This is a genomic window from Arcobacter sp. CECT 8983 (assembly GCF_004118855.1).
In the GTDB taxonomy this organism is placed as follows: Bacteria; Campylobacterota; Campylobacteria; order Campylobacterales; family Arcobacteraceae; genus Halarcobacter.
On sequence record NZ_PDKF01000002.1, the window covers coordinates 340,444 to 366,742 of the forward strand.

Sequence of the window (26,299 nt, forward strand, 5' to 3'; positions counted from 1 at the left end):
GATATTATTATCCTTTTAAAAAAAGAAGGAGAAATAAAAAATGAATTTAAAGAATTCATCAATTGCTTTAGTTGGCTTTTTAGTTTTATTTTCTGGGTGCAGTACATCTTCTTATTCAGTAAAAAAAGTAGATCAATCAACTGTTGTTAAACCTAAGGTTATAAAAAAACCTATTGAAAAATCATTAAAAAGAAAAGTTGCAATTGCAAGATTTACAAATGAAGCACAATATGGAAAGTCTGCTTTATTTGGTTTAAACAATACTTACAAGGCTGAAAAACAAGCAACTGATATTTTATCAGCAAAACTTACTCGAACAAACAAGTTTATATTACTTGAAAGAGATGATTTAGATCTCATCAATAAAGAATTGAACTATCAAAAGTTAGATTCAATGAATATAGGCGCTAATTACTTGGTTGTAGGCTCTATCACAGAGTTTGGTAGGAAAAACCTTTCTGATACTGGTGTTTTTTCAAGAAAGAAAGTTCAAATTGCATATGCAAAAGTTAGTATAAGATTAGTTGATGTTAAAACTGGACAAATAATCTTTGCACAAGAAGGTTCTGGGGAATCTAAAAGTGAAGCTGGAACGGCATTTGGTGTTGGTAAACATGTAGGTTACGATTCTACATTAAACGACAAAGCTATTTCTGCTGCAATTAGTAGTGTTGTTGATGGATTACTTTCAAATCTTTTAAATAAACCTTGGCGTTCATATGTTTTATCATCTAAAAAAGGTAATGTAATTATTGCAGGTGGTGCAAAACAGGGAATCAAAGTAAATGATGAGTTTAATGTTTATAAAAAAGGTGAAACAATTAAAAATCCACAAACTGGCATGAATATAGAACTACCTGGTGAAAAAGTTGCAACAATTAAAGTAGTAACAACTTTTGGTAATACATATACTGATGAGGGTAGTGTTTGTAGAATTGTTTCAGGAAACATAGCTAAATATAAAGCAAAGGATTTATATGTTGAAAAATAGTATTTTACTGATATTGCTAGTTTTATTTACAGGTTGTGGATTAAAAGAAACTACAACTCAATATAGAGATAAAGCTTATCTTTTATTCAATAAGTCATATAACAAAACATACACGGTTGTAGTAAATGATAATAATCAATTTGAATTAAAAAATTGTTATTCAACAAATAATCAGAAATGTACAGATTCTTCAAAAGATACTTTATATGAAGTTTCTGCAGGAACAAATAATATTAAAGTATATGATGACCAAAACAATTTATTACTTGAAGATGAGTTTTATATTGGTTCAAATAACACAAAGGAGATTGATTTACCATGACTTTTAAAAATATTTTTCTAATTATATTGCTAACACTTTTTTTTATAGGATGTGGTGCAAATAAGCAAATTCCTCCTATTTATACTTGGAATAACTATGTAGAAAGCTCTAGTGAATATGGAGTAAAAGGACATGAAAAAGAAGTATTCGAGAAACATGTTGCTGAATTACAAAAAATTATTTTAGATTCTAAAGAACAACATAAAAGAGTAGCTCCAGGTATTTATGCTGAACTAGGACAATTACTTTATCAAAGTGGAAAAAAAGCAAAAGCAAAAGAGTATTTTATACTAGAAAAAACTACTTACTCTGAATCAACAGTATTTATGGATAGAGTAATAGCAAAACTATATGGAGAAGAGAAGTGAAAATAAAAGTATTATTATTAACAATTATTTCGATCTTATTTTTTACAGGTTGTGCTGTATCAACTTCTAAAATAACAAAAGAACAGTATTATCCCAAAATTTATAACAGTAAACCAAATTCAATTCTTGTTTTACCTGCAAAAAATACTACAACTTCAGTTGATGCTACTAATAATTTTAGATATACAATTACAAAACCTCTTGCCGAAAAAGGTTATTATGTATTTCCTGTTCATTTAGTTGATAGCTTTTTCAAAAGTGAGAATTTAGTTGAAGCAGAACAAATTAGAAATATACCAGTTTCTAAACTAAAAGAAATTTTTAATCCGGATGCAATTTTATATGTAGATATTAATGCATGGGATACTGGATATAAGGTTATTACTAGTAATGTTGATGTAGGATTATCTTTCTCTTTAGTTGACGCTAATTCTGGAGAAGAAATTTGGCAAAATAATGCATATGCATATTCTTTCCAAGGATTAGATACTGGAAATGGATTAATAGGTTTAGTTGTATCTGCTATTGCAACAGCAATAAATACAGGAACTGACTATACAAAACTTGCTTATGTAGCCAATGTTGCAGGTACTGCAAATATTCCTTACGGTAAATACCACTCTTTATATGGTATAGATGCCAAACACATACTTCAGTTTACAGATTTTGCTTCTATTGAAGATAATAGATTATATGTAAACCCATATTTTATCCATGGAAATAAAAAAGAAGGTGATATTCCTTTAACTATTAGACAACATGCAAAAGGTTATCATTACTTTCCAGTTGATAATATGAATTTTTTTAATCACAATGGTTATTCAAACTACTATGTAACACAAGAAATTAAAGGGAAAAAGTACTTAAGAAATAGGTTCTTTAAATATGAAAATAATAGACCTTATCTTCTTTCAAAAAACAAAAAAGTTTTTGTTTATACTGAAATAGATGGAACAATTCCATTTAGTGAGGATAGTGGTAAATTCTATTTTAATATTGATAGAGTTGTAGAACTAGAAGAGTTGAAAGATAAATAATTTTTCAACTCTTCCAATAATAAATTTAGATTTTATAAATACTTTCAAAAGCCAAATTTTTGTATAATTTAATCTATTTAAAGAAATAGGCTTAATATGACAGAAATAATAAAATCTAGTTCAACGAGAATAAAAACAGGTGTTGTCTTAATATTGGCAACACTAGTTATAGGGTATATTGATTCATTTTTTATAATGTGGTTACTTTTTGGTATTTTATTAGTGTTTTCAATTAATGAATCAATGAAAATGTATAAAATGCAAAGTGACTCAATATATTTTTATACAGGAATAGTTTGGTTTTTAGCTTACTTTTATCCTTATCCAGAAGATTTAGTATTTTTATTAGCCTTAGTTTATGCTTCATTAATTGCATACAAAAAAGAGATTGATAGAAAACTTTTCTTACCACTTTTATATCCAACAGCTTCATTTTTATTTTTATTAGCACTTTACAATGAATATGGTGTTATGTCTTTATTATGGTTACTTGTAATTGTAGCAGGTGCTGATATTGGAGCATATTTTGTCGGTAGAAGTATGGGAAAAACTAAGTTTTGTGAGACAAGTCCAAATAAAACAATTGAAGGTGTTATTGGTGGAGTTGTAGTTGCAACAATTTTTGGTCTTATTTTCTCATTAGATTATATTTCGACAATTGGAGCAATTGTTATTTCAGTTGTAGTTGCTCTTTCTTCTGTATTTGGAGATCTTTTTGAATCTTATTTAAAAAGAATTTCAGGTATCAAAGATAGTGGTAATATTTTACCAGGGCATGGAGGAATATTAGATAGAACGGATGGCTACCTTTTTGGTGGAGTTCTTATGTTAATGATTCTAAGAGCAATAATTTGATTGTACTTGGTTCTACAGGCTCTATTGGAGTAAATACTCTAAATATAGCAAGAAAATTTGGCTTAGATATTGATGTTTTAGTTGCAGGAACTAATATTGAGTTATTGAATAAACAAATAGAAGAGTTTAAACCCAAAAAAGTTGTAATAGCAAGAAAAGATGACCTTCATAAAGTTAATCATTCTAATGTTAGCTTTGGGGAAGATTCTATTTTAAAAGCAATTGAAAACTCAGAAGCTAAAACAGTAGTAAATGCTCTTGTAGGTTTTTTAGGTTTAAGACCAACTCTAAAAGCAATTGAGTGTAATAAAAAAATTGCTTTAGCAAATAAAGAGTCTTTGGTTGTTGCTGGAAAGTTTATTGACCAAACAAAGCTTAGTCCTATAGATTCAGAGCATTTTGCTCTTTGGTATTTACTACAAAATAAAAAAATTTCTTCAATGACTATTACTGCAAGTGGTGGTTCATTTAGGGATTATCCTCTAGAAAAATTGAAAGATGTTTCTATAAAAGAGGCTTTAAATCATCCAAATTGGTCAATGGGAAATAAAATCACAATTGATTCTGCAACAATGACTAATAAAATGTTTGAGCTTATGGAAGCTGCTTGGTTATTTGATATAAGAAAGCTTGATGCAATTATTGAAACAAAATCTTTAATTCATGGTTTAGTAAATTTTGAAGATGGAAGTTCCACTGCACATATTGCAAATGCTTCTATGCAACTTCCTATTGCCTATGCAATTTTAGGAAAATGTGATGAGCAAATATTAGAACCAGTGGATTTATTAAAAGTAGGAAGTTTAGAGTTTAGAGCAATTGATAAGCAAAGATATCCAATTTGGCAAGTGAAAGATACTATCTTAGGAAACCTTGATTTAGGTGTTGTTTTAAATGCAGCAAATGAAGTAGCAGTATCAAAATTTTTAAATTCTCAAATTGGCTTTTTAGATGTTTCTAAAATAAGTTTAGAAGCATTAGAAAAGTTTTCAGACGTTAAGCCAAACTCTATTGATGACATATTTGAAATTGATAAAGAAGTAAGGGCTTTTTATGAGTCTTGATCTATTACTTCCTTTTGGAATACTTTTAATTTTGGTTATTTATTTAATTTACACTAGAAATAAATTTGAAAAAGATATTGTAAACACCTACGAAGAAAAATTTGAGCAGTGGAAAGAACATTCTAACTCAAATAGTGAAAATAAAAAAGTTTGTAAAGAGTTAGTTGGAATTATTTACAAAGAAGAGTATAATATAACAGTAGAGCTTATAGATGAAAGTGTAAGAAGGAACTTACAACAAGGAAAATATAAAATAAAGGATAAGTAATGAAAGTCTTATTCTTCTTAATGTTGATTTTTTCTTTTTCATTTGCACTTGCAAGTGATTTTAAAAGAAATGGCTCATTAAAAGTTGTTGTAGATAATACAAATAAACTAATGTGGATTGATGATATTAGTGTTTTAAAATTAAAATTTAGCCACGAAGATGGGGAAGAGTATTGTGAAAATCTTTCTTATGCTGGTTTTTCTAATTGGCGACTTCCTGATATAAAAGAGTTGGCATTAATAGTTGATAAAAGAAATGAAAAAACAAATATACACAAAAGCTTTAGATATAGAATTGCAGATGGTTTTTGGGCAAGTAAAGCACACTGGAGAACACTGTGGTTTTATGCTGATTATATGTATTTTGTAAGTGGAACTCCTTATTTTGATAGTAGGCACAAAAAGAAATATGTAAGATGCGTAAGAAGTATGTAGAAAGGTAAAAAAGAAAAAATGGAAAAAAGAGTTTTAGTTTTACATGGATTAGGCGGAAGTGATTTTCCCCATTGGCAAGCACATTTAACAAGAGATTTGATAGAGCAAAATACCCCAGTATCATTCCCTGCTTTACCAAATAGAGATAATCCAAACCTTGAAGAGTGGAAAGCTTATGTAAAAGCAGAGATTGAACACTTTAAACCTACAATTATAGTATGTCATTCTTTAGCAAATATTCTTTGGTTTCATTTATGTGAAGAGTTAGATATAAATCTAAAAAAGTTAATGTTAGTAGCCCCTGTACGAAATAAAGAATTAGAAGAAGCAAAGACATTTTTCCCTTATCCTATTCCTAGTAATTTAAAATCAGAAGAAGTAATTATAGCAGCCTCTACAAATGATCCATACATGAATGTAGAAGAAGCAATTAGATTACAAAGTAAACTTGGTGTTGGAATGAAACTTTTAGAAGAAGCAGGACATATAAATGCTGATTCTGGATATGGAAAACTTGATTGTGCTCTTGATTGGTTAAATAGAGAAGAAGAGTGTGAGGAAAACAGATGATTCTATCTATTGAGTCAAGTTGTGATGATAGTTCCATTGCAATAACAGATATTGAAACAAAAAAATTAATTTATCATAAAAAAATATCTCAAGAATTACAACACTCTGTTTATGGTGGTGTAGTTCCAGAGTTAGCTGCAAGACTTCATGTGGAAGCTCTTCCAAAAATTCTTGAAGAGTGTAAAGAATACTTTCCGAAATTAAAAGCAATAGCTGTTACAAATGCTCCAGGACTTTCTGTTACACTTATGGAAGGTGTAACTATGGCAAAAGCGTTAAGTGTAAGTTTAAACTTTCCATTAATAGCAGTAAATCATTTAAAAGGTCATATCTATTCACTATTTATCGAAAAAGAAGAGATTTTACCTATGACTATTCTTTTAGTTTCAGGGGGACATACTCAAATCATAGAGGCAAACTCTTTAAATAATATGAAAATAATAGCAAGTACACTTGATGATAGTTTTGGTGAAAGCTTTGATAAAGTTGCAAAGATGATGAATTTAGGTTATCCAGGTGGACCAATTGTTCAAGAAAAAGCACTTAAAGGAGATGAAAATAGATTTGATTTTCCCGTTCCTTTAAGACAAAGTCCAAATATAGAGTTTTCATATTCAGGTCTAAAAAATGCAGTTCGAATGAGATTAGAAAAACTAGAAGAAGAAGGACTTTGTGAAGAAGATGTTTGTGATGTATGTGCTTCTTTTGAAAAAACAGCAGTTGCACATATTATGCAAAAGGTGAAAAAACTATTTAAACAAAAGTTACCCAAAAACTTTGCAATAGTTGGTGGGGCAAGTGCAAATATAAGACTTAGAACTGCAATTGAAGATTTATGTCAAGCAAATAGAGTTAATCTTTATCTTAGTGAATTAAAATATTGTTCTGACAATGCAGCTATGATTGGAAGAGTTGCAGTTGAACAATACAAAAACAAAGATTTTACAACAATTGAAAAAATAGATGTAAAAACAAGATTAAAGGAGTTTTGATATGGGTTTAGCTGATTTATTAGCTCAAAATATGGGCTCAGATCTTTCAGGAAATGAGTTTGACACAAAGAAAGAGGACAAAAAGAAAAAGTCTAAATCTAGTGAAGTAATTCCTAAAAATCAACATCAATTAGTTTTTACTTTTGAAAAAAGAAAAGGTAAACCAGTAACTTTAGTTGGAAGATTTTATCTTGAAGAGAAAGACAAAAAAGAGCTTTTAAAACTTCTAAAGAAAAAGCTTGCTTGTGGTGGAAGTATCAAAGAAGAGTGGATTGAGCTTCAAGGTGATGTAAAACAGAAGATAAAACTAACTTTAGAAAAAGAGGGTTGGAAGTTTAAAAAATAAAGGTTTTAAATATGAAGAAAGTTTTTTATGAAGTAAACTCTTTAGATAAAAAGTGTTATAACAAGTTTTCCTTAACAGAAGATATATTAATGGAACATGCAAGTTTTTCTATGGCTAGATTTATTGAAGAAAAGTTTGAAGAAAAAAGTTCTGTTTTAATAGTATGTGGTCCAGGAAACAATGGTGCAGATGGAATTGCCCTTGCAAGATTACTTTATAATAAATTTGATATTAAACTTTATTTGCCTTTTGGTGCTAAATCTTCAATGGCAAAACTTCAAGAAAAAAGAGTAAAGCTTTTAGGTTTATCTTTAGTTGATGAATTAATACAATGTGATATCGTAGTTGATTGTCTTTTTGGAAGTGGACTAAATAAAGACTTAGATGAAAACTCTTTAAATATAATAAACACTCTAAATAAATATGAAAGTTACAAAATCTCTTGTGATATTCCTAGTGGTATAAATATTAAGGGGCAAATAAACCAAGAGGCTTTTTATGCTGATACTACTATTACTATGGGAGCTTTAAAAATAGCACTTTTTAGTGATGAAGCCAAAGATTATGTAGGTGGAATAGAAGTAGCTAACTTAGGTGTTCAAAGAGATATTTATGAAGATGAAACAAATATCTTTTTACTTGAAAAAGAAGATATGAAGTTACCATTTAGAAATAAGAAAAACTCACATAAAGGTTCATATGGACATTTAAATGTAGTTGCAGGCTGCAAAATGGGAGCAGGAGTAATTGCTGCTAAAGCAGCTTTTGGTTTTGGAGTAGGGCTTGTAAGTGTTATTAGTCATGAAGATATAGATTTACCATATCATATTATGCAAACACATTTTTTAAGTGATAATTGTACTGCAATAGCTATTGGTATGGGGCTTGGAAAATATGAAACTGATGAGGTAAAAAAAATATTAGACAATGATATTCCAACAATAATTGATGCAGATCTTTTTTATGAAGAGGTTATATTAGACAAACTTGAAAAAGATGTTGTTTTAACTCCCCATCCTAAAGAGTTTTGTGCCCTTTTAAAATTATGTAAGATCACTGATATAAAAGTTGATGAATTACAAAAAAATAGATTTGAATATGTTTCTTTATTTTGTAATAAATATCCTATGGTAACACTACTTTTAAAAGGTGCTAATACTCTTATTGGTAAAGATAAAAATATTTATATAAATAGTTTTGGAAGTGCAGTACTTAGTAAAGGTGGTAGTGGAGACGTTTTAAGTGGTCTAGTAGCTTCTTTACTTGCCCAAGGCTATGATTCACTTGAAGCAGCAAAAGTTGCAAGTTTAGCTCATGCTATGGCAGCAAATAACTATAGAAAAAATAATTACTCACTAATTCCAGCAGATTTAGTAGAAGAGGTTAGAAAATTATGAAACTATTATTAGTACAAACAACATGTGCTTCAAAGAGTGAAGCTAAGAAAATAGCACAAGTGCTTATTGAAAAAAAATTAGCAGCTTGTATTCAAATGAGTAAAATAGAGTCTTTATATATGTGGAAAGATGAATTTTGCAATGATAAAGAAGTGCTTTTAAGTATTAAAACTAAAAAAGAAAATTTCAAAAAAATCAAAAGCAAAATTAAAGAATTACATAGCTATGATGTGCCGGAAATTATAGGCTTAGATATTAGTGATTCAAGTAAAGATTATAAAAAGTTTATAGAAATAAATTGTTAAAACTTATGGAGGAAAAAACAAAAATGAATGACCAGATTTTAAAAATTGGTGATTATGAATTTAATAGTAGATTAATTGTTGGTTCTGGGAAATATAAAGATTTCCAAACAACTAAAGATGCAACATTAGCAAGTGGAAGTGAACTTATTACTGTTGCTATTAGAAGAGTTAATATTACAAATCCAAATGAAGAGAATTTATTAGATTATTTTAAAGATACAAATGTAAAACTTCTGCCTAACTCTGCTGGATGTTTTACTGCTGAAGAAGCAATTACTACTTTTAGACTTATGAGAGAAGCTACAGGTATTGATATTATAAAACTTGAAGTTATTGGTGATGCACAAAAAACTTTGTACCCAGATGTAATTGATACAATTAAAGCTTGTGAAGTATTAAAAAAAGATGGTTTTACGGTAATGGCATATACAAGTGACGATCCAATTGTTGCAAAAAGATTAGAAGAAGCTGGAGCTGATGCAATTATGCCATTAGCGGCTCCAATTGGTTCTGGTCTTGGAATTCAAAATCCTTATAATATCGCATTTATAAAAGATGCAGTAAAAGTTCCTGTTTTAGTTGATGCAGGACTAGGTTGTGCAAGTGATGCTTCTTATGCAATGGAATTAGGTGCAGATGGTATTTTAGCAAATACTGCAATAGCACAAGCACAAGATCCAATGAAAATGGCAGAAGCTTTCAAATATGCAACTATTGCAGGAAGAATGTCATACAAAGCAGGAAGAATACCTAAAAAACCTTATGCAACAGCTTCTTCACCAGTGGATGGACTAATCCAATTTTAGTAAAAAATAGGAAATTAGAAAATTTTTTCTAATTTCCTATAAAAAGTCTTGACAAATTTTTTTTTATGTTGTATAATTCCGTCCACTTTTTGAAAGATTAGTGAATGTTTCGGGGCGTAGCGCAGTCTGGTTAGCGCACCTGGTTTGGGACCAGGGGGCCGGAGGTTCGAATCCTCTCGCCCCGACCATTTTTGAGTGGTAGGTATAGCTCAGTTGGTTAGAGCATCTGGTTGTGGTTCAGAGGGTCGTGGGTTCGAATCCCATTACTTACCCCATTTTATCATTCTTTCAGGATGATTTTTATATAATTTTTTTACATGCGTCTGTAGCTCAGCTGGATAGAGCAATGCCCTTCTAAGGCATCGGTCACACGTTCGAATCGTGTCAGGCGTACCACTTTATTTAAGATTTGAGTTGTTTTTCAACTGAATCTTTTTTTTTGTCTATATGCGGATGTGGTGAAATTGGTAGACACGCCAGACTTAGGATCTGGTGCCTCACGGTGTGGAGGTTCGAGTCCTCTCATCCGCACCACCTTACTATAATAAAAATCGATAACTTTAAGTTAAAAATCTACTTATTTTTATTTATTATTAACATTATGTTAAATTGCCGCGGAATAGAGCAGTCCGGTAGCTCGTCGGGCTCATAACCCGAAGGTCGTTGGTTCAAATCCAGCTTCCGCAACCAAATTATTACTATCAAAAGAGTTTTAATCCACACAATAAATTGTTTTTTTAGATGAAAGGAACAATAATATGTCAATAACAGAAATAAATTTAATTAAGAAAATAGAAGTATTTTTTAGATTACTTCAGAAAAATGAGAATGTTTTAGATGCACTTAGTAAATCAGGAATTGTAATTCCTAATAGACTACTTACTTTATTTATAAAATAGTAAATAAAATATTAAAATATAAAAAGAGTTAACTCTTTTTATATTTACTCATTTATTGTTATTCTACACCCTACATTTGAAATAGTTTCTATTAAATCATAGTGAAGTTTTGACCTAAGTCTATAAATAAGAGTTCTTAAGGTACTTGCTGAAATAGTATGATTATGCCAAATCTTATACTCTAAATCCTCAAAAGTTACAACAGCTCCATTTGCTCTAATTAGTATTCTAAGTAATTGTCTCTCTTTTAGACCAAGTTTTATAAACATATCTTTGTAGTATAGTTTATCTTTTTCTTTATCAAAGTAATAATCAAATCCTAATCTCATAAGACTTTTGTCAATTTTAGGTACAACTGCATTTTTACTTTTATATATACCTAAAAGAATATTTGATTTAAGTTCATCTCTTTTAAATGGTTTTATTAAATAAGTTACAGGATTAGTTTCAATGGCTCTATTTAATGTTTTTTCATCAGAGTATGCTGTTGTATAGATAATTGGGATATTGCTAGTTTTTTGTATTTGCTTTGCGACATCGATACCATCTTTGTCATCTCTTAAATCAATATCCATTAATATAATATCAGGTTTATTGTCTTTAACACTTTTTAAGGCGCTACCATAATCTGTTGCCATGTCTGTTACAATGAAATCAAGTTTTTCTAAAACTTTCTTGATTTCAAGTGCTACAATTGTTTCATCTTCTACTATTAGTACTTTATTCATGATCTCGTTTTCAAAAATTATTTTTTTATATAGAATTATATCATTTTTTTGTCACACCTTAGTCACGCTTACTCTTTTAAGAATACTTTTTTAAAAAATTTAGATGCCAAATTAGGATTATAAGAAATTATTAAAAAAGGAATATCAACATTTCCATAAGAATCTAATTCTTTTTCTACTTTCACTCCACCAAGCTTTTCAAATAGTTTTAGATGATCTGCTCTAATCCCTGAAAGAGCTAGATTGATGTCATTATTTATAAATATATTGTAGATACCACACATTAGATATTTAAACTCTTGATTAAGACCTTTGTTTCTATTTTTAACAATATTTCTTGATATCTCACCTATAAGGTTAAACTCTTCTCTTTGTTTTGTAAAAGAACATTTTTTTTCAGATGGTAACCCATGATTTGAATCAAATATCAATCTTATTGTTCCAGATATTTCATTATTATTCTTACAATAAATTACTGCTGAGTTTTTATCAAATACATCAAAATTTAATCCAGCAATCACATCTGGACACTCTTTTTGATAAGAGATTTCATGGTAAACATTACTTCTTAGTTTAAAAACTTCAATAAGTTCTTCAGCACTAAGTGCTAAACTTGTATTTGTGTATCTATTATCCCAATTCAATCTTTTATTAAAACTAATGGTCTCTTCAATAGTTTCTTCTAGAAAAACTCTTTTTTTAAATACTTCAAGAGCATATCTTTGCTCTTCATTGAACTTTTCAGGCAGGTGATTTATCTGTTTATTTATATTATGTTTTACAAACTCTTGCAAGAAGTTAATTGATATGTTTCTATTTAAGTGACTCATTGTTTGTCCTTTTTTAGACAAATCTTACATGGGTATTGTCACAGTTTATGTCACAAAATTGTGAAAATTAGGGCTTAGAAAGTGGTATTTATTTTACATCCAACATTAGGAATAGTCTCAATAAGTTTGTATTCTAGTTTAGCTCTTAATCTATAAATCAAGGTTCTTAATGCTCCTTTTGATACTGGATAATCAGGCCAGAGTATATATTCCAAGCTATTAAAAGAGACAATTGAACCTTTAGCTTCTACTAAAATATTTAAAAGGGTTCTTTCTTTTGTGCTTAGTTTAATTATTAGGTTTTCATAAAATAGTGTTTCATCTTTCATATTATAGTAGTAGTTTAAGCCTAAATGGATGAAGTCTTTATTTTTGAATAATTCAATAGAGCTATTTATTTTATGCAAAGCTAAATAAATTGTTGTTTTTAATTCTTCTCTTTTGAAAGGTTTCAATAAATATGCTATTGGATTTGTTTTGACTGCTTTTTTTATTGTTGCTTCATCAGAATAAGCAGTAATATAAATAATAGGAATATTTTTAATTTTTTGTATATCTATTGCTGCTTCTATACCACTTTTACTATTTTTTAGATTTATATCCATAAGAATAATAGAAGGGTCATTTTCTTTTACACATTTTAATGCTTCATCATAGTTTGTAGCACAAGCTACTACAAAGTAACCAAGTTTTTCAATACTCTTTTTTATATCTAAAGCAACAATTGTTTCATCTTCTACAATTAGAAATTTTTCATTAGTCATCATCTTGCCAGATAATTTTTGTTTCTACTCCCTCTGTTGATTTTATCTTGATATCACCCTTTAGCTGATTTTTTGCAAGTGTATCTACAAGGGTTAAACCTAAAGAATCAGTTTTTTTATTTTCGTCAAAACCAATTCCATTATCTTTAACGTGGAAAATAATTTGATTATTCTTTTTAAAAAGCTTGATTTCTATATTTCCTACAAAGTCAGGGAAAGCATATTTAAATGAGTTTGTAAGAAGTTCATTTAAAATAAGACCACAATAAACTGCTTGTTCCATTTTTATATTGGCTCTTACATCTAAATCAATATCAACATCTTTTTGATAACTATCAATAACTTCTTCAATTAAAGCTTCAAAATATTCATAGGTATTTACATGTGAGATATTATCTTGCTTATATAATAACTCATGTAAATGGCTCATTGCATTTATTCTGTTTTGAATTGTTACTAAGATATCTTGAAGTTTTTCATTGTGTATTTCATCGGCTTGAAGTCTTATCAATGATACTATTGTTTGCATATTATTTTTAACTCTATGATTTAACTCTTTTAAAAGCAACTCTTTTTCTACAAGAGTCTCTTTTAAATCTTTTGTTCTCAAAGATACTTCTTTGCTTAGTCTTTTTGTTTCATTTTTCTGATGAACAATAAGTCTTTTATTTGCTTCATCTTTGTCTTTTTGCAAACTATTGATTCTATTTGCAAGGGCAATTGAAAAAATAGTTGCTTCAGATACAAAGGAAGCTTCTACAATATATGGGAAATAGTCATAAACATTAAATATTCCGGCACTTGATAAAAACATAGTAAGTCCAGATATTAAAAATACAAACCAACCAAAAAGTATGAAGTATGCTTGTTTATTTCTTTTTATTGTTGCATATAAAGTAAGACCCATTAAATAGATTAATAAAAGCATTGTTAATGTATTTCTATGTTTATCATATTCGTCAGTCAATAGGAAAAAGACTATTGAAATAGGAATTAATATTAAATAAAAATTCAAGAAAGCATTATTTTTAGGATATTGTTTTATATTTAAAAACTCTTTTGTAAAAAAAGCTAGGGCTATTATAGGAATAGCAACAATCACAGATGCAAACTTCAATACTTCTTCAATCCAGCCTTGAGGAAGTATATAAATTGTTGCAAAACCAACATATAAAATATGATGAATAATAATACCAACAATATATACTACATAGTATAAGTAGCTTATATCTTTAGTAAAAAAGTAGATAAATAGATTATATATTCCTAAGATAAACATTGCTCCAAAAAATAAAGCAAGTATCATTTGATGTTTTAACTCTTTTTCAAAGAAAGTAAAGTTTTCCCAAAGTTTTAGTTTTATAATCATAGTAGTAATATATGAACTTGCTTTTATATAAATAGTTTTTTCACTCTTTGGTTTGATAACAAGTAAAAAAACAGGGTTTACAGTTTTTATATCATTATGTCTAAAATATAAGCCCTTCAAAGATTTTATATTATTTTGTAAATCATAAAATGTGACATGACTTGTTAGTGCATTGTCATATTCTAAAACTTTTTTAATAGGTTTATTTGTTGGATTCTTTAGTTTGAAACGTATCCATACATTAAAGTTTGGGGCATATCCATATGAGAGCCTACTTTCACTATTTTCTTCAAAAAGATTTTCATTCTCTTTTATCTCATTTATAGTTAATTCTTTTGTATAGTCAATGTATATATCTGAATATTTTAATATATCTAGCTTTTTTATATCTTCATAAACTAAAACAGGTTTAGCATAAAGAGTAGTAAATAATAAAAACATAGAAATAATAATTTTATTGAGCATTAAGTATCCTAATAATAATTATTAAATTATACACAAGATAGATTATTTACATATAAAATATATCTTTTTTGTTATTATTTAGGAAAATAGTAACACATAGCCTTATATTATATTAATTTAAGGTTTATTTGTTAGAATTTCAACCCTAAAAGTTAAAGCAACTTTTAGTTTGGGGTATCGCCAAGCGGTAAGGCACTGGTTTTTGGTACCAGCATTCGTAGGTTCGAATCCTGCTACCCCAGCCACTTTTTCAATATTGGTTAGCCGCGGAATAGAGCAGTCCGGTAGCTCGTCGGGCTCATAACCCGAAGGTCGTTGGTTCAAATCCAGCTTCCGCAACCAATTTTATTTTAATTTTTATCTTTTTTTATTTCAGAAGCTGTTTTAATAATATCAATACCATATTTTTCTCTTAAAGCTTGTATTTCATTTCCTAGTTTTTTCTTTTTTAAGTCATTTTCATATTCAAAAATATTATAGGTGTGTTCATTCTCTTTTGAAAAATTATATACAGTTATATTTAGTTGAACAACACCGTGAGAAGGATGGTTATCATTTTTAATAAATAATTGTTTTATCTGGGCTTTAAAATCTTCTTCATTAAATATTCTATTAACATTTATAAAATCTTTTGATTTAATTCTTGACTCATATCTTATTTGTAAAGCATATGATAAAGGGTTTTTTTTAGCTTTTTTCACTAAAAATGATAAATATCTACTAAGGATTATAACTCTTCTTATAAGCTCTTCTCTATCATAAATTGCATCAAAACTTCTTCCTATACCAATAGATTTTTTATCTCTTTTCATATTAAGTTTATTATCTTCAAGTCCACAAACTCTATTGTATAGCTCAATTCCTGGTTTTTTCCATGAGTAAAATAGTTCTTTTTTACTTTCTATATCACCTAGGGTTTTTATTCCATAACCCTTTAATCTCTCTTGATATTTCTTTCCAATACCAGGAAACTCTTCTATAGGAATATCTTGGATAAAATTTTTAATATGCTCTTTTTTAACATATTTTATTCCATTTGGTTTCGCATATTCTGTAATTAATTTTGAAAGATATTTAGAAGGAGCTATCCCTATAGAAATAGGAAGATCTAAATCTTTTTGAATCTTTTGTTTTAATTTGAAAGCAAACTCTTCTACCTCGTCATCTTTTATATAACCACTTAAATCTCCAAAAAATTCATCAATAGAAAACTGTTCTACAAGGGGAATTTCTTTTTTAAGTAAGTCACTTAGTTTTTTTGATAACTCATGATATAAAGGGTAGTTTGGTGGAAGCATTTTAAGCTTAGGGCAGAGTTTTAAAGCTTCATTTACACTCATAGCTGTTTTAACTCCAAAGGATCTTGCTTCATAAGAGGCTGTTGTTATAATTCCTCTTATTCTTCCATTTTCATCTACAAAATACTCTTTAAAGCTTTTTTCTCCTTCATTTGTAAGAATGGTACTTACAAAAGCTCCTCCATTTTCGCTAATTTTTCTAAGCTCTTTTTGACTAGAAAAAATATTTAGATTACTTCTTCCTCCTACAGCAGCAGGAATATTTTCTAAACTTTTATCAACAGTTCTATGGGCAGATACAAAAAAGCAGTCTAAGTCTAAGTGTAAAAACATAAAATTATTATAGCAAATAATATTTCAATTTGCAATAAAATTTCATATGGTAATATTTGAAATTAAATCAATTTCATCATCAACAATGATAATTACATCTATACAATAAGATACATCAAGTTTTTTTATTTGTAAATAGTAGTCAATACTTCTTTTTAGTTTTGATATTTTTGAAGCAGTTATGTTGTTTATAGCAGATTCATAGTCAATTGAGGATTTTACTTCTATAAAGTGATAGATATCATTTTTTTTTGAAATGATATCTATCTCACCAAGTTTTTTGGCATAAAAGTTTTGTTCTATTATTTCAAAATCAAAAGATTTTAAATAGTCACATGCTTTTTGTTCAGCTACTTGACCTTTTTCTTTTGTTGACATAATTTTTTAATCAACCACCACCAACAAATTGTAAAAGTTCAAGTTTATCATTTTCTTTTACAGTATATGAATTCCACTCATCTTTTTTTACAATTTCCATGTTTACAGCAGCTGCCATTACTTTTTCTTCAATTCTTAATTCATCAATAATTGCTTGTAATGTAGAGTTATCTGGGAAATTTTTATTTTCTCCATTAACAATAAGCTCCATTTAGATTCCTTTGTTTTTAGTGATTTTAACACAAGTTTCTTTTATACTTATCAAATATAAAAGAAGCTTTTTGTTTTAAGATATGAATGGAAACTAGAAAGTTTCCCATTCATCGTCATTGCTTTTTTCTGCTTTAATTACTTTATTTTGTGCTGGTTCTTTTTGTTCTACTTTTTTTGAAGTAGTAGTTTGGTTTGAATAATCAACTTTATTAGAAGAAGATTTTGTTGTATTTACACTTGATTTATTCAAAAATTCTGATTTATTTGCTTCATTAACAATATTTATTGCCATTTGTGAAGTTTGATTTGCAATATCACTTGTATTGTTTGCAATACTTGCATTTTCTTGAGTTGCTTTATCTAGTTGTGCAACTGCATCATTAATCTGTGCAATACCTGTTGTTTGTTCTTTTGAAGCAGTTGTAATATCATTGATTAAACTTTCTGTCTCTTGAACTTTTGCATAAATTCCATCATATCCCTCAATCATTTTTTGAGAAATTGATTTACCATTATTTGCTTTTTCTGTAGCATTTTCAACAATAGTTTTAATCTCTTTAGCTGCTTCAGCTGATCTACTAGCTAGGTTCCTAACTTCAGCTGCAACAACTGCAAAACCTTTTCCAGCTTCACCAGCTGTTGCTGCTTCTACTGCTGCGTTTAATGATAAAATATTTGTTTGGAATGCAATTTGGTCAATTACAGTAATTGCATCTGCTATAAGTTCAGTTTGTGCATTTATTTCTTCCATAGAAGAAGTAGTTTCGTTTGCCAGATTTTGACCTATTTTAACAGAGTTTGTTAATTCTTGAGTATATGTTGCCATTTGTGTAATATTTCCAGAAGTATTTGTAATAGTTCCAGTAATCTCTTCTAATGCAGCTGCTGTTTCTTCTAATGATGCAGCTTGTTGATTTGAACTAACACTTAATTTTTCAACATTTGATCTTAGCATTTCAGCATTTTCATTCATTGTTGTACCATTTTTTAAATTATCAAGTAACATTCTATTGATAATTTCAGATAACTCATTTAGTGTTTTTGCAACTTCACCTTTAGGGTTTTGAATATTTTCTCTAAAGTCTCTATTTTTAAAGCTGCTTAATACTTTGTTAACTTCATTGATATCATTATGAACATTATTTTCCATAATTTCAAGCATTTCATTAAAGATAATTTGTAACTCTTTAAGGGCTTCATTTTGAGTTGTTTTATCAATCTTTTTATCTAAGTGTCCAGCTTTTACTTCTTCTACAACTCTTTTCACATCATCTATTAAAGCGGCATCTTGTTCAATTAAAGATTGTGTTTTCTTTATATTTTCATTAACCTCTTTAGACATAGTACCAATCTCATCTTTACTACTATCATCTAGCATATCAACATTTGATTGTTCTTTATTTAAGTATTTAAAGAAAGAAAGTAAACCATTTTGGAAGTTTTCAAGTGGATCAAAAATACTTTTCTTTGCAATTAGTAACATTATGAAAGCTAAGATAATCATAACTATAAGAATAATTATAATATTTGTAATCATAGTATTGAAGATTTCTTCTTCAGTTGCAGCTTTCATTTTATTAATTGAACTACTAATATTATCTACATATGCTCCTGTTCCAATAATCCAATCCCATGGCTCAAACTTCATTACATAAGAAAATTTTGGTTGTGGTTTTTCAAAACCTGGTTTTGGCCATACATATTCAACTAAACCACCTTTTGGATTTCCTTGTGTAATTTTTACCATTTCATTGAATAAAAAAACTCCATTTGGGTCTTTGATTTTAGATAAATCTTTCCCATTTAGTGCTGGTTTAATAGCATGCATAATCATATTTGGATGAGAATCGTTTATCCAATAGTAACCAGCCTTGCCATATCTGATACTTTCAATGGCATCTAAAGCAGCTTTTTTATAAACTTCTTCTTTCTCAGGATTAATTTGAGCTCTTTTATAAAATGCCTCTACAGTTTTAACAGCTATTTGTACATAACTTTTTAATTCTGCTTCTTTTGAGCTATAAGCATCGCTTTCAAACTTATCTGTAATTGTTTCAGAGGTTTTGTATAGTGCAATATTTGATTCAACTAAAATAATCACTGAAACAATTACAATAGAACTGATTACAATGGCTAATAGCTTTGCTTTTATCGATAGATTTTTCATTCAAGTCCCTAGTCATAATTTATCTATATTATTTTACTTAAACTAAGGTATAAAGGAGTTTTTTAAAAAAAATAAAAAAAAAATTTATTATAATTGTTACTTTTTTACATATAAAGTTTTAAACCTATCTCCCATTCCAGTAGGTTCTATAAGAAGTTTGACTTTCTGTAGTTCTTTTAAATATGTAGGCTCATTTGTGTTAGTTTTTAAAATTTCAAGTAAATCAATTATTCCAAAATCAACTAGTGTATTCATTTGAGTATTAAACTTAATATTATTGATATTCTTTTCTTTAAAAATATTAGTTAAATAATTAAAGCAAACATCATAAGTGATATCACTATTTTTATAATTTATGCATAAATCCATTTCTTTATCAAATATAGGAAATACTTTATGGTCTTTATATATTCTTGCAGAGAAGTCATTTCTGTAAAATTTATCTCCATAATCAAAGGTTAAAAAGTGAAAGTTATCTATATTTTTACATATAACACTTATAAACTCTTCATAATCTAAACAAACTTCACCTTTAGTAAGTTTATATTTTTTGCAATGTTCAAGAAGCTTTTTATTTTCACATTTTTTAAAAACTATTTTCTCATTTTCAATAAATCCTTGATACAAAACCTTATCTTTTTCTAAGATTAGCTCACAAGCAAAGGCATCAAATATTTCATTTGCAACAATAAATGCAGAATCTAGTTTTAATTCTTTTATATCATTATAATGAATGAAATTAATTTCATTGCCAAATGATTCTTTTAAATACTGTTTTTGCACTTTTTGTAAATGTTCAAATCTTTCAACAATAGCAAAGTTAAGTCTCTTTAGAAGTTCTGGTTTAAGTGTATATATAAATTGAATTATATCTGCTAGCAAGTAACCATGATGTGCTCCAATTTCTACAATTGAAGTGTCTTCTTTTAAGTTACCATTTTGAATTTCATCTACTATTTCTTTAGCAATTGCTCCACCAAAAAAACTTGAAGTTGAAACAGAAGTATAAAAGTCCCCTTCTTTTCCAATCTCTTTATAATTACTATAATAACCATCATTAGAATAAAGCCATTCTTGCATATATTGTTTAAAAGTTTTTTTCTTTGAATTCATTTTTGAAGTTTAGCTAAAAAAGTTTGAGATTCCTATACAAGGTGTAACTACATTGTAAATGAATTTAGATATAATAACGGTAATAAATTATTTTAAAATAAGGAGTAGCCCAATGGAAAAAAGAACAAAGATTTTAGCAACACTAGGACCTGCAAGTAACAGTGTTGAGATGATTGAGGGGCTAATAAAAGCTGGAGCAAATATGTTCAGGCTTAATTTTTCACATGGTGATCATGAATATCATTTAAATACATTAAATAATATTAGAATTGCTATGAATAATCTTAATACTACTATTGCAGTATTACAAGATATTTCTGGACCTAAAGTGAGAATAGGTGATGTAAAAGAGCCTTTTGAACTATTAAAAGGTGATGAAATTACTTTTGTTAGAAATGAAATAGTTGGTTATAAAGAAGCTGATAAAAAATATATTGTTTCTATTAATTATCCAGAATTACTAGACAAAGTAAAAGTAGATGAATATATCTATTTATATGATGGAACAATAAGAGCTAAAGTAATTGAAACAGGTGAAGAGATCAAAGCAGTAATAGAAAACCATGGTATATTAGCTTCTAAAAAAGGAATCAATTTTCCAAATACTGTAATTGATATAGATGTAATTACTGAAAAAGATAAAAAAGATATTGCTTGGGGTGTTGAAAACAAGGTTGATTACTTTGCAATTTCTTTTGTACAAAATAGAAGAGATATGGAACATGCAAGAGAACTTCTAGGTAACTATAAAGGAAAACTTATTGCAAAAATTGAGAAGTTTGATGCCGTTGAAAATATTGATGAAATTATTGAAGCAAGTGATGGAATAATGGTTGCAAGAGGTGACCTTGGAATTGAAGTTCCTTATTATGAGGTACCAACAATTCAAAAAAGACTTATCAAAAAAGCAAATGAAGCTTGTATGCCAGTTATTACTGCAACTCAAATGCTTTTATCTATGACAGAAAATGAAAGAGCAACTAGAGCAGAAATCTCAGACGTTGCAAATGCTGTTTTAGATGGAACTGATGTTGTTATGTTAAGTGAAGAGAGTGCTGTTGGAGTTGATCCTATTAATACTGTGCAAACAATGGCAAATATTATTAAAAAGACAGAAGAAATTTATCCTTATGATAAACATGAAAAATTAGCATATCATGATGAGTTTGATGTTATTCAAGCAACAGCTACAAAATTAGCAGATGATTTAGGTGCAAAAGGTATTATTGCTCTTACAAGTTCTGGTAAATCAGCCATGAAAATATCAAGATATAGACCAAGAACACCAATTTATATTTTCTCTCATAAAAGAAGAGTTTTAAATCCTTTATGTGCAAACTGGGGAGTATTTCCAATTGCTAAAATAAAAGCTGCACAAGCTTCTAAGATGATCCATATTATGCTTAAAAAACTTGAAGCAAAAGGTGTACTTGATAAAGAAGGAGTTTATATAGCAACAATTGGATATCCAGTTGGTATTCCAGGAAGTACAAATACCATTAAAATTTTAACACCATCAGAAATGGATTATTATTTAAATCTTCCATCGATGAAGAAAAAATAGTTAGATTTTAAAAGGAAGCTTTATTCTAAATAAAGCTCCTTTGAATTTTTCGTTCTTATAAGTAAAGTCTTTATTCTCAACTTCAATTTCACCCTTTAAATTTGAATCAATTATATTTTTAGTCATATATAGACCTATTCCAGTACCTTGAGATTTAAATTTAGTAGTAAAATATGGTTCGAAAATTCTAGTTATGATATCTTCTTTTATTCCACCTGCATTATCATAAATTTCAATCAGAGCATTCTTTTTTTGTTTTTTTATTGTTATAAAGATATATCTAGGAGAGTTTTTTTCAAGTAAGGCATCTTTTGCATTATTTAAAATATTTAAAAGTACTTGTATAAGTTCATTTTCATAGCTGTGAATAAAAACTTCTTCTATATTAAAAATAAGTTCTATATCTTTATTTGATAAGTTTGCAGAAATAAGATTTAATACATTATTTAAAGTACCCTCAATTTTAAACTCTTTGATATGTTTATCTTTTGAGTAATAGTTTCTAAAATCATCAATTGTATTTGATAATAGTTTAGTACTAGTTACAATTCCTTGTAAATCTTTATCCAATTCTTCATCATTAATTCTACCTATCTCTTTTTTTACCCTGATACCACTTGCTAAAGTACTAATAGCTGATAAAGGTTGTCTCCATTGGTGAGCAATATTTCCAAGCATCTCTCCCATAGCTGCAAGTTTTGCTTGTTGGTTTAATAAAGAGTCTTTTTGTCTAAGAGTATTAACTTGTTTTTTTACTTTATCTTCTAATTCTTCATTTAATTTATGAAGTTTGTTATTACTATTTTCTAAGCTTCTTGAATAGTATTGAAAAATATTTTTTAATCTCTTTGATAAAATCAAGATAATAATTATAATCACAATAGTAACAAGAAGTGAAGCAAAAACTATAGTAGCAATATCATTTTCTAAGTTTTTTTCTAAAAGCTCTTGCTTTCTATTTATTTCTTTATTTAAATTGTCATTATAAAGACCAGTACCTATTACCCAATCTAGAACAGGTACATATCTAACATAAGATATTTTTTTAGAGGGTACATATCCTTTAAAAAGTTTTTCTGACTGTTGATATTCTATAAATGCAGATTTATTTTTTATTGCTTTATTAACTATTGAAGTTACATTTTCTTGTATTTTCTCATCAAGTTTATTAAGTGGTACTCCTTCTATCTTTTTATTTCTATGTAAAATTGATGTACCTTTTGAATCTATAATAAAAATGTATGAACCATTAGGATATTTAAGTTTTTTTAAAAATTCTATTGAATTATTTGATATTTTTTGTTTAATATCTTTTGTATATAAAGCACTACCAATAACAATATTCAAAGGTTCATATATTTTGATAAACCCAATTTTTTTTTCTTTTTCTTTTGAGTTAGGTCTATTCCAGTACCAAGTAGCAAAACCTTGATTTTTGTTATTCTCAAATGTTTTTTCAAAATTTTCAAAAAGACTAGTTCCTTTTATATCTTCTATATTTTTAAAAGAAGTCCCCACATGTGAAGGAGTACTTGCATTAGAAATCACTTTTGCATCTTTTCTATCATAAAGAAAAAAGTATCCATCTTTATTTTCAAAAAATCTTAATTTACTCATTCTTTCATTTATGAAAGAGTAAAACTCTTCTTTTGAAAGATGAGAATGATTTTTATACATAAGGTTTAAATTCAGGTAACCAAGATTTACAATATCTCTTATTGCATGTTTTGATCTGATGATTTCATTTTTATAGTTTTCATTTAGTAGAAGTGTTAAGTTATCAATCTTCTCTTTTATTGAGCGTTTTAATTCTAAAGTATGGATTTCTTGTAGTTTATCTATTTCATTATTATGTGATTCATATCTTGAAGATATGAATATGTTTGTAAGAATAAAAGATGTTAGTATTACCCCAATAATTGGTAGAAGTACAATCCATTTTATGATTTTTATTTCATTAGTTAATTTACTCATAATAAATTATTATAGCATAAAGCTATAATAATTGAGAGTTTAATTAAATAATTTTAGAATATATCTCTAAAAGTTCAATTTGTTTTTGTAGTTCTAATATATCCACTTCTAAAGATTTAATTTTTTGTGAGTTTGCTAAAGTATCAACGTCACTTTGTGTTTTTAATTGTGCATTCTTTTCTTCAACAATAATTTTTAGTAAAGAGTCATATAGTTTATAGTCTTCTTTTGCTATGTCTTTTTTTCTTTCAATCATATCTATTTTAGAAAGTTTTGTTTTATAAAAGTTTTGTTCTTCTAAAATTATATTATTTAGGTTTAATTTTGCTTTTAAATATTCAATTCTTTGTGCTTGAACATCATTTAATGCTCTTACATCAATTGGCATTGAAACAGAAACACCATAGTTAGTTGTTGTTTCATCATTGATTGCAGGGTTTTCATCTGTATCGTGATAATGACTATAGTCCATACTTACACTAAAAGTAGGTAGGTATTGTGATAAAGACATTGTTATAAGATAATCTTTTTGTTTTATATCAACTCTTGCTTTTGCTAGTTCTAGTGAGTTTGCTAAAAAGTTTTCTTTATCAGTAAGAGTTAACTTTGGTAACTCAAACTTTGTATACTTTTTACTAGCTAGATTATTAAAGTTGTTTTCTAACTCTTTTTTCTGAAAGTATAAATCTGCTAAAGAGTTTTTAACTGTATTTGCATCTATAATGGCATTGTCTAGAAAAGAAGTATCTAAAAAGCCATTTAATACTTGTTCTTTTTTTCTTTGAATATCAATATTTGCATTTTTTAATAAATACTCATTTTTTTTGATATTTAAATCTATAATATGAAGATTAAAAAGTAAAGTAGTTACTTGTTTTATTAACTCTTTTCTTTGTGTTTCAATATCTAAATCATTATATTTGTAGTTTACATTTGCATATTTTATTGCACTATAAATTCCACCACTTTTAAATATAGGTTGGTTTATTGATATCATACTTCTTGCTGTATCATAAGTTTCAGTATAATCTTTTTTATAGCTCAAAGTAACTGGGTTAATCCAGTCTTTTCTTAACTTTGAACTATTTTCTTCATTTTGTTTTTTAGAAAAATCAATAATATCCAATCTATCTTGTGAAAGTATTTTTTCATCTAACTGTTTAGCAAAAGTATTAGATATAAAAACTGTTGAAATAAAAAATAGACTAGCTAATTTTAGATATTGCATCATCTAACCTTTTAAATCCTTCATCAATCTCTTTTTTAGATATTGTTAATGGAGGTAAAAGTCTTAATGTATTTTTTCCAGCTCTTAAAACTAAAACACCTTCTTCAAAAGCTTTTTTAATGATATTTGCAAGGGTGTCTGCATCTTTGATTCTAATACCTTTCATTAAGCCTACACCAACTTTTTCATTTAATAAAGCAGAGTGTTTTTTAGAAAGTTCATTTAATTTGTTATCAAAATAAATAATAATTTCATCTAATTGCCCAGAGTTTTTATAATCATCTAAAATATCTACTACTTTACAAGCTGCTGCTGTACTTAAATAGTTTCCTCCAAAAGTAGAACCATGGTCTCCATAAGTAAATAGGTCTTTAAGTTTAGTTACAACTGCTCCAATAGGAACTCCTCCTCCAAGACCTTTTGCTAAAGTGATAATATCAGGTTCAATTTCATATAGATTTGAAGCTAAGAATTCACCTGTTCTATATACTCCTGATTGAACTTCATCAATAATTAATAAAATATCTTGCTCTTTTAAAAACTTTGCAAGTTCTTGTATATCTTTTTTATCAAAGGGTTGAACTCCACCTTCTCCTTGAACTAACTCAATCATAACTGCAACAGTTTCATCATCGATTGAATTATATATATCATCAATTCTTGCATCATATTTAAAACCATCTGGATATGGTGCGAAGTTTGGTGAGTGCATTGATGCTTGTCCTGTTGCTTTAACTGTTGTGATAGTTCTTCCATGGAACGAGTGTTCTAAAGTAATTACTTTATATCTTTTTTTATCAAATTTAGTTTCACCATATTTTCTTGCTAATTTAATAGCTCCTTCATTTGCTTCTGCTCCAGAGTTTGCAAAAAATGTTGCAACATCCATTTCTGAAAGTTTTGCAATCTTTTCTGCAAGTTTTGCTTGTGGTTCAATTGCATAAAGGTTTGAAATATGAATAATATTATTAGCTTGTTTACTAATTTCATCTGCAACTTCTTTATTTCCATGACCTACTGAAACTACTCCAATTCCTGAAGTGAAATCAATATAATCTTTATCAGTTTCATCGAAAAGTGTTGCGTTTATACCTTTTTTAAAGTTTACATAATTTCTTGCATATGTTTGAAGTACAAACTGCTTATCTAGTGTTTCTAACATCTGTTTTCCTAAAAAATATATTATATAAAAGTAATTATATCTAATTAATATTAACGAAA

General features: G+C 27.9%; 28 protein-coding genes and 7 tRNA genes. 23 read left to right on the forward strand and 12 right to left on the reverse strand.

Features of this window, described 5'->3' with window-relative positions:
- Nucleotides 1-40: 40 nt before the first annotated feature.
- The 20 genes from CRV01_RS01705 to CRV01_RS13615 all read left to right on the forward strand — a co-directional run bounded on the left by CRV01_RS01705 (nt 41) and on the right by CRV01_RS13615 (nt 10,654).
- Nucleotides 41-991, forward strand: coding sequence for a CsgG/HfaB family protein (locus CRV01_RS01705; protein WP_129006454.1), 951 nt, complete (start codon nt 41-43; stop codon nt 989-991).
- Complete coding sequence (locus tag CRV01_RS01710) at nt 978-1,313, forward strand: hypothetical protein (RefSeq protein WP_129006456.1); 336 nt, start codon at nt 978-980, stop codon at nt 1,311-1,313. The genes CRV01_RS01705 and CRV01_RS01710 overlap by 14 nt, the downstream gene beginning before the upstream one ends.
- Nucleotides 1,310-1,681 (forward strand): DUF4810 domain-containing protein, encoded by a 372-nt coding sequence (locus tag CRV01_RS01715; protein ID WP_129006458.1) that lies wholly within the window; start codon nt 1,310-1,312, stop codon nt 1,679-1,681. The genes CRV01_RS01710 and CRV01_RS01715 overlap by 4 nt, the downstream gene beginning before the upstream one ends.
- A complete protein-coding gene (locus CRV01_RS01720) occupies nt 1,678-2,718 on the forward strand; it encodes a GNA1162 family protein (protein WP_164969994.1) in 1,041 nt (346 codons plus the stop codon). Before CRV01_RS01715 ends, CRV01_RS01720 begins: the two co-directional genes overlap by 4 nt.
- Nucleotides 2,719-2,814: 96 nt before the next feature.
- Nucleotides 2,815-3,573, forward strand: coding sequence for a phosphatidate cytidylyltransferase (locus tag CRV01_RS01725; RefSeq protein WP_129006462.1), 759 nt, complete (start codon nt 2,815-2,817; stop codon nt 3,571-3,573).
- Nucleotides 3,570-4,637 (forward strand): 1-deoxy-D-xylulose-5-phosphate reductoisomerase, encoded by a 1,068-nt coding sequence (dxr, locus tag CRV01_RS01730; protein WP_129006464.1) that lies wholly within the window; start codon nt 3,570-3,572, stop codon nt 4,635-4,637. Before CRV01_RS01725 ends, dxr begins: the two co-directional genes overlap by 4 nt.
- On the forward strand, nt 4,627-4,905 hold the full coding sequence (locus tag CRV01_RS01735) for a hypothetical protein (protein ID WP_129006466.1): 279 nt from the start codon (nt 4,627-4,629) through the stop codon (nt 4,903-4,905). Before dxr ends, CRV01_RS01735 begins: the two co-directional genes overlap by 11 nt.
- On the forward strand, nt 4,905-5,339 hold the full coding sequence (locus CRV01_RS01740; RefSeq protein ID WP_129006468.1) for a DUF1566 domain-containing protein: 435 nt from the start codon (nt 4,905-4,907) through the stop codon (nt 5,337-5,339). Before CRV01_RS01735 ends, CRV01_RS01740 begins: the two co-directional genes overlap by 1 nt.
- Nucleotides 5,340-5,357: 18 nt before the next feature.
- The gene (locus CRV01_RS01745) at nt 5,358-5,909 is read left to right on the forward strand and encodes an alpha/beta hydrolase (protein ID WP_129006470.1); all 552 of its coding nucleotides are present in this window, start codon (nt 5,358-5,360) and stop codon (nt 5,907-5,909) included.
- On the forward strand, nt 5,906-6,901 hold the full coding sequence (gene tsaD, locus CRV01_RS01750) for a tRNA (adenosine(37)-N6)-threonylcarbamoyltransferase complex transferase subunit TsaD (protein ID WP_129006472.1): 996 nt from the start codon (nt 5,906-5,908) through the stop codon (nt 6,899-6,901). Before CRV01_RS01745 ends, tsaD begins: the two co-directional genes overlap by 4 nt.
- A 1-nt stretch (nt 6,902) precedes the next feature.
- Nucleotides 6,903-7,247, forward strand: coding sequence for a translation initiation factor SUI1 (locus tag CRV01_RS01755; protein WP_129006474.1), 345 nt, complete (start codon nt 6,903-6,905; stop codon nt 7,245-7,247).
- 11 nt (nt 7,248-7,258) lie between these two features.
- Nucleotides 7,259-8,644: an NAD(P)H-hydrate dehydratase gene (locus CRV01_RS01760; RefSeq protein ID WP_129006476.1), complete on the forward strand. Its 1,386-nt coding sequence runs from the start codon at nt 7,259-7,261 to the stop codon at nt 8,642-8,644.
- Nucleotides 8,641-8,949 (forward strand): divalent-cation tolerance protein CutA, encoded by a 309-nt coding sequence (gene cutA / locus CRV01_RS01765; protein ID WP_129006478.1) that lies wholly within the window; start codon nt 8,641-8,643, stop codon nt 8,947-8,949. The genes CRV01_RS01760 and cutA overlap by 4 nt, the downstream gene beginning before the upstream one ends.
- A 23-nt stretch (nt 8,950-8,972) precedes the next feature.
- Nucleotides 8,973-9,755, forward strand: coding sequence for a thiazole synthase (locus CRV01_RS01770; RefSeq protein WP_129006480.1), 783 nt, complete (start codon nt 8,973-8,975; stop codon nt 9,753-9,755).
- 110 nt (nt 9,756-9,865) lie between these two features.
- A tRNA-Pro gene (locus tag CRV01_RS01775) sits at nt 9,866-9,943 on the forward strand.
- Between the two features lie 10 nt (nt 9,944-9,953).
- Nucleotides 9,954-10,030 (forward strand) — tRNA-His (locus tag CRV01_RS01780).
- A gap of 44 nt (nt 10,031-10,074) precedes the next feature.
- Nucleotides 10,075-10,151 (forward strand) — tRNA-Arg (locus CRV01_RS01785).
- Nucleotides 10,152-10,204: 53 nt separating this feature from the next.
- Nucleotides 10,205-10,289, forward strand: a tRNA-Leu gene (locus tag CRV01_RS01790).
- Nucleotides 10,290-10,368: 79 nt separating this feature from the next.
- Nucleotides 10,369-10,445, forward strand: a tRNA-Met gene (locus CRV01_RS01795).
- Nucleotides 10,446-10,513: 68 nt separating this feature from the next.
- Entirely contained in the window at nt 10,514-10,654 is a 141-nt protein-coding gene (locus tag CRV01_RS13615; RefSeq protein ID WP_164969995.1) for a hypothetical protein, read from the forward strand.
- A gap of 44 nt (nt 10,655-10,698) precedes the next feature.
- Here CRV01_RS13615 and CRV01_RS01800 read toward each other — a convergent pair whose 3' ends face one another.
- From CRV01_RS01800 to CRV01_RS01815, 4 genes are all read right to left on the reverse strand, one after another.
- Nucleotides 10,699-11,382 (reverse strand): response regulator, encoded by a 684-nt coding sequence (locus tag CRV01_RS01800; protein WP_129006482.1) that lies wholly within the window; start codon nt 11,380-11,382, stop codon nt 10,699-10,701.
- A gap of 68 nt (nt 11,383-11,450) precedes the next feature.
- Nucleotides 11,451-12,212 carry a hypothetical protein gene (locus tag CRV01_RS01805; RefSeq protein ID WP_129006484.1) on the reverse strand — a complete coding sequence of 254 codons (762 nt, stop codon included), beginning with the start codon at nt 12,210-12,212 and terminating at the stop codon, nt 11,451-11,453.
- A 74-nt stretch (nt 12,213-12,286) separates the two neighbouring features.
- Nucleotides 12,287-12,976: a response regulator gene (locus tag CRV01_RS01810; RefSeq protein ID WP_129006486.1), complete on the reverse strand. Its 690-nt coding sequence runs from the start codon at nt 12,974-12,976 to the stop codon at nt 12,287-12,289.
- The gene (locus CRV01_RS01815; protein WP_129006488.1) at nt 12,969-14,810 is read right to left on the reverse strand and encodes a 7TM diverse intracellular signaling domain-containing protein; all 1,842 of its coding nucleotides are present in this window, start codon (nt 14,808-14,810) and stop codon (nt 12,969-12,971) included. The genes CRV01_RS01810 and CRV01_RS01815 overlap by 8 nt, the downstream gene beginning before the upstream one ends.
- 170 nt (nt 14,811-14,980) lie before the next feature.
- On the opposite strand from CRV01_RS01815, the gene CRV01_RS01820 reads away from it, so the two are divergent.
- A tRNA-Gln gene (locus CRV01_RS01820) sits at nt 14,981-15,055 on the forward strand.
- A gap of 20 nt (nt 15,056-15,075) precedes the next feature.
- Nucleotides 15,076-15,152, forward strand: a tRNA-Met gene (locus CRV01_RS01825).
- An 8-nt stretch (nt 15,153-15,160) separates the two neighbouring features.
- On the opposite strand, the gene CRV01_RS01830 is transcribed toward CRV01_RS01825, so the two are convergent.
- The 5 genes from CRV01_RS01830 to CRV01_RS01850 form a co-directional block, all read right to left on the reverse strand.
- Entirely contained in the window at nt 15,161-16,441 is a 1,281-nt protein-coding gene (locus CRV01_RS01830; RefSeq protein WP_129006490.1) for a DNA polymerase IV, read from the reverse strand.
- 42 nt (nt 16,442-16,483) lie between these two features.
- On the reverse strand, nt 16,484-16,819 hold the full coding sequence (locus CRV01_RS01835; protein ID WP_129006492.1) for a YraN family protein: 336 nt from the start codon (nt 16,817-16,819) through the stop codon (nt 16,484-16,486).
- 10 nt (nt 16,820-16,829) lie between these two features.
- Nucleotides 16,830-17,030 carry a sulfur carrier protein ThiS gene (thiS, locus tag CRV01_RS01840; protein ID WP_129006494.1) on the reverse strand — a complete coding sequence of 67 codons (201 nt, stop codon included), beginning with the start codon at nt 17,028-17,030 and terminating at the stop codon, nt 16,830-16,832.
- 93 nt (nt 17,031-17,123) lie between these two features.
- Complete coding sequence (locus CRV01_RS01845; protein WP_129006496.1) at nt 17,124-19,199, reverse strand: methyl-accepting chemotaxis protein; 2,076 nt, start codon at nt 19,197-19,199, stop codon at nt 17,124-17,126.
- Nucleotides 19,200-19,295: 96 nt separating this feature from the next.
- Entirely contained in the window at nt 19,296-20,312 is a 1,017-nt protein-coding gene (locus CRV01_RS01850; RefSeq protein ID WP_258238283.1) for an SAM-dependent methyltransferase, read from the reverse strand.
- Nucleotides 20,313-20,424: 112 nt separating this feature from the next.
- Between CRV01_RS01850 and pyk the strand changes: the two genes are divergently transcribed.
- Nucleotides 20,425-21,876 (forward strand): pyruvate kinase, encoded by a 1,452-nt coding sequence (gene pyk / locus CRV01_RS01855; protein WP_129006498.1) that lies wholly within the window; start codon nt 20,425-20,427, stop codon nt 21,874-21,876.
- Here pyk and CRV01_RS01860 read toward each other — a convergent pair whose 3' ends face one another.
- From CRV01_RS01860 to CRV01_RS01870, 3 genes are read right to left on the reverse strand one after another with little or no spacing between them, the layout of a single operon-like run.
- Entirely contained in the window at nt 21,877-23,850 is a 1,974-nt protein-coding gene (locus tag CRV01_RS01860; RefSeq protein ID WP_129006500.1) for a cache domain-containing protein, read from the reverse strand.
- Nucleotides 23,851-23,893: 43 nt separating this feature from the next.
- Entirely contained in the window at nt 23,894-25,078 is a 1,185-nt protein-coding gene (locus CRV01_RS01865; RefSeq protein WP_258238284.1) for a TolC family protein, read from the reverse strand.
- A complete protein-coding gene (locus CRV01_RS01870; protein ID WP_129006504.1) occupies nt 25,056-26,240 on the reverse strand; it encodes an aspartate aminotransferase family protein in 1,185 nt (394 codons plus the stop codon). Before CRV01_RS01870 ends, CRV01_RS01865 begins: the two co-directional genes overlap by 23 nt.
- Nucleotides 26,241-26,299 lie beyond the last annotated feature (59 nt).

What these genes read in the sequence shown, in the direction of transcription:
- CRV01_RS01705 (WP_129006454.1), top strand. Translation starts at nt 41, where the DNA reads ATGAATTTAAAGAATTCATCAATTGCTTTAGTTGGCTTTTTAGTTTTA.
- CRV01_RS01710 (WP_129006456.1), top strand. Translation starts at nt 978, where the DNA reads ATGTTGAAAAATAGTATTTTACTGATATTGCTAGTTTTATTTACAGGT.
- CRV01_RS01715 (WP_129006458.1), top strand. Translation starts at nt 1,310, where the DNA reads ATGACTTTTAAAAATATTTTTCTAATTATATTGCTAACACTTTTTTTT.
- CRV01_RS01725 (WP_129006462.1), top strand. Translation starts at nt 2,815, where the DNA reads ATGACAGAAATAATAAAATCTAGTTCAACGAGAATAAAAACAGGTGTT.
- CRV01_RS01735 (WP_129006466.1), top strand. Translation starts at nt 4,627, where the DNA reads ATGAGTCTTGATCTATTACTTCCTTTTGGAATACTTTTAATTTTGGTT.
- CRV01_RS01740 (WP_129006468.1), top strand. Translation starts at nt 4,905, where the DNA reads ATGAAAGTCTTATTCTTCTTAATGTTGATTTTTTCTTTTTCATTTGCA.
- CRV01_RS01745 (WP_129006470.1), top strand. Translation starts at nt 5,358, where the DNA reads ATGGAAAAAAGAGTTTTAGTTTTACATGGATTAGGCGGAAGTGATTTT.
- tsaD (WP_129006472.1), top strand. Translation starts at nt 5,906, where the DNA reads ATGATTCTATCTATTGAGTCAAGTTGTGATGATAGTTCCATTGCAATA.
- CRV01_RS01755 (WP_129006474.1), top strand. Translation starts at nt 6,903, where the DNA reads ATGGGTTTAGCTGATTTATTAGCTCAAAATATGGGCTCAGATCTTTCA.
- CRV01_RS01760 (WP_129006476.1), top strand. Translation starts at nt 7,259, where the DNA reads ATGAAGAAAGTTTTTTATGAAGTAAACTCTTTAGATAAAAAGTGTTAT.
- cutA (WP_129006478.1), top strand. Translation starts at nt 8,641, where the DNA reads ATGAAACTATTATTAGTACAAACAACATGTGCTTCAAAGAGTGAAGCT.
- CRV01_RS01770 (WP_129006480.1), top strand. Translation starts at nt 8,973, where the DNA reads ATGAATGACCAGATTTTAAAAATTGGTGATTATGAATTTAATAGTAGA.
- CRV01_RS13615 (WP_164969995.1), top strand. Translation starts at nt 10,514, where the DNA reads ATGTCAATAACAGAAATAAATTTAATTAAGAAAATAGAAGTATTTTTT.
- CRV01_RS01800 (WP_129006482.1), bottom strand. Translation starts at nt 11,382, where the DNA reads ATGAATAAAGTACTAATAGTAGAAGATGAAACAATTGTAGCACTTGAA.
- CRV01_RS01805 (WP_129006484.1), bottom strand. Translation starts at nt 12,212, where the DNA reads ATGAGTCACTTAAATAGAAACATATCAATTAACTTCTTGCAAGAGTTT.
- CRV01_RS01810 (WP_129006486.1), bottom strand. Translation starts at nt 12,976, where the DNA reads ATGACTAATGAAAAATTTCTAATTGTAGAAGATGAAACAATTGTTGCT.
- CRV01_RS01815 (WP_129006488.1), bottom strand. Translation starts at nt 14,810, where the DNA reads ATGCTCAATAAAATTATTATTTCTATGTTTTTATTATTTACTACTCTT.
- CRV01_RS01830 (WP_129006490.1), bottom strand. Translation starts at nt 16,441, where the DNA reads ATGTTTTTACACTTAGACTTAGACTGCTTTTTTGTATCTGCCCATAGA.
- CRV01_RS01835 (WP_129006492.1), bottom strand. Translation starts at nt 16,819, where the DNA reads ATGTCAACAAAAGAAAAAGGTCAAGTAGCTGAACAAAAAGCATGTGAC.
- thiS (WP_129006494.1), bottom strand. Translation starts at nt 17,030, where the DNA reads ATGGAGCTTATTGTTAATGGAGAAAATAAAAATTTCCCAGATAACTCT.
- CRV01_RS01845 (WP_129006496.1), bottom strand. Translation starts at nt 19,199, where the DNA reads ATGAAAAATCTATCGATAAAAGCAAAGCTATTAGCCATTGTAATCAGT.
- CRV01_RS01850 (WP_258238283.1), bottom strand. Translation starts at nt 20,312, where the DNA reads ATGAATTCAAAGAAAAAAACTTTTAAACAATATATGCAAGAATGGCTT.
- pyk (WP_129006498.1), top strand. Translation starts at nt 20,425, where the DNA reads ATGGAAAAAAGAACAAAGATTTTAGCAACACTAGGACCTGCAAGTAAC.
- CRV01_RS01860 (WP_129006500.1), bottom strand. Translation starts at nt 23,850, where the DNA reads ATGAGTAAATTAACTAATGAAATAAAAATCATAAAATGGATTGTACTT.
- CRV01_RS01865 (WP_258238284.1), bottom strand. Translation starts at nt 25,078, where the DNA reads ATGCAATATCTAAAATTAGCTAGTCTATTTTTTATTTCAACAGTTTTT.
- CRV01_RS01870 (WP_129006504.1), bottom strand. Translation starts at nt 26,240, where the DNA reads ATGTTAGAAACACTAGATAAGCAGTTTGTACTTCAAACATATGCAAGA.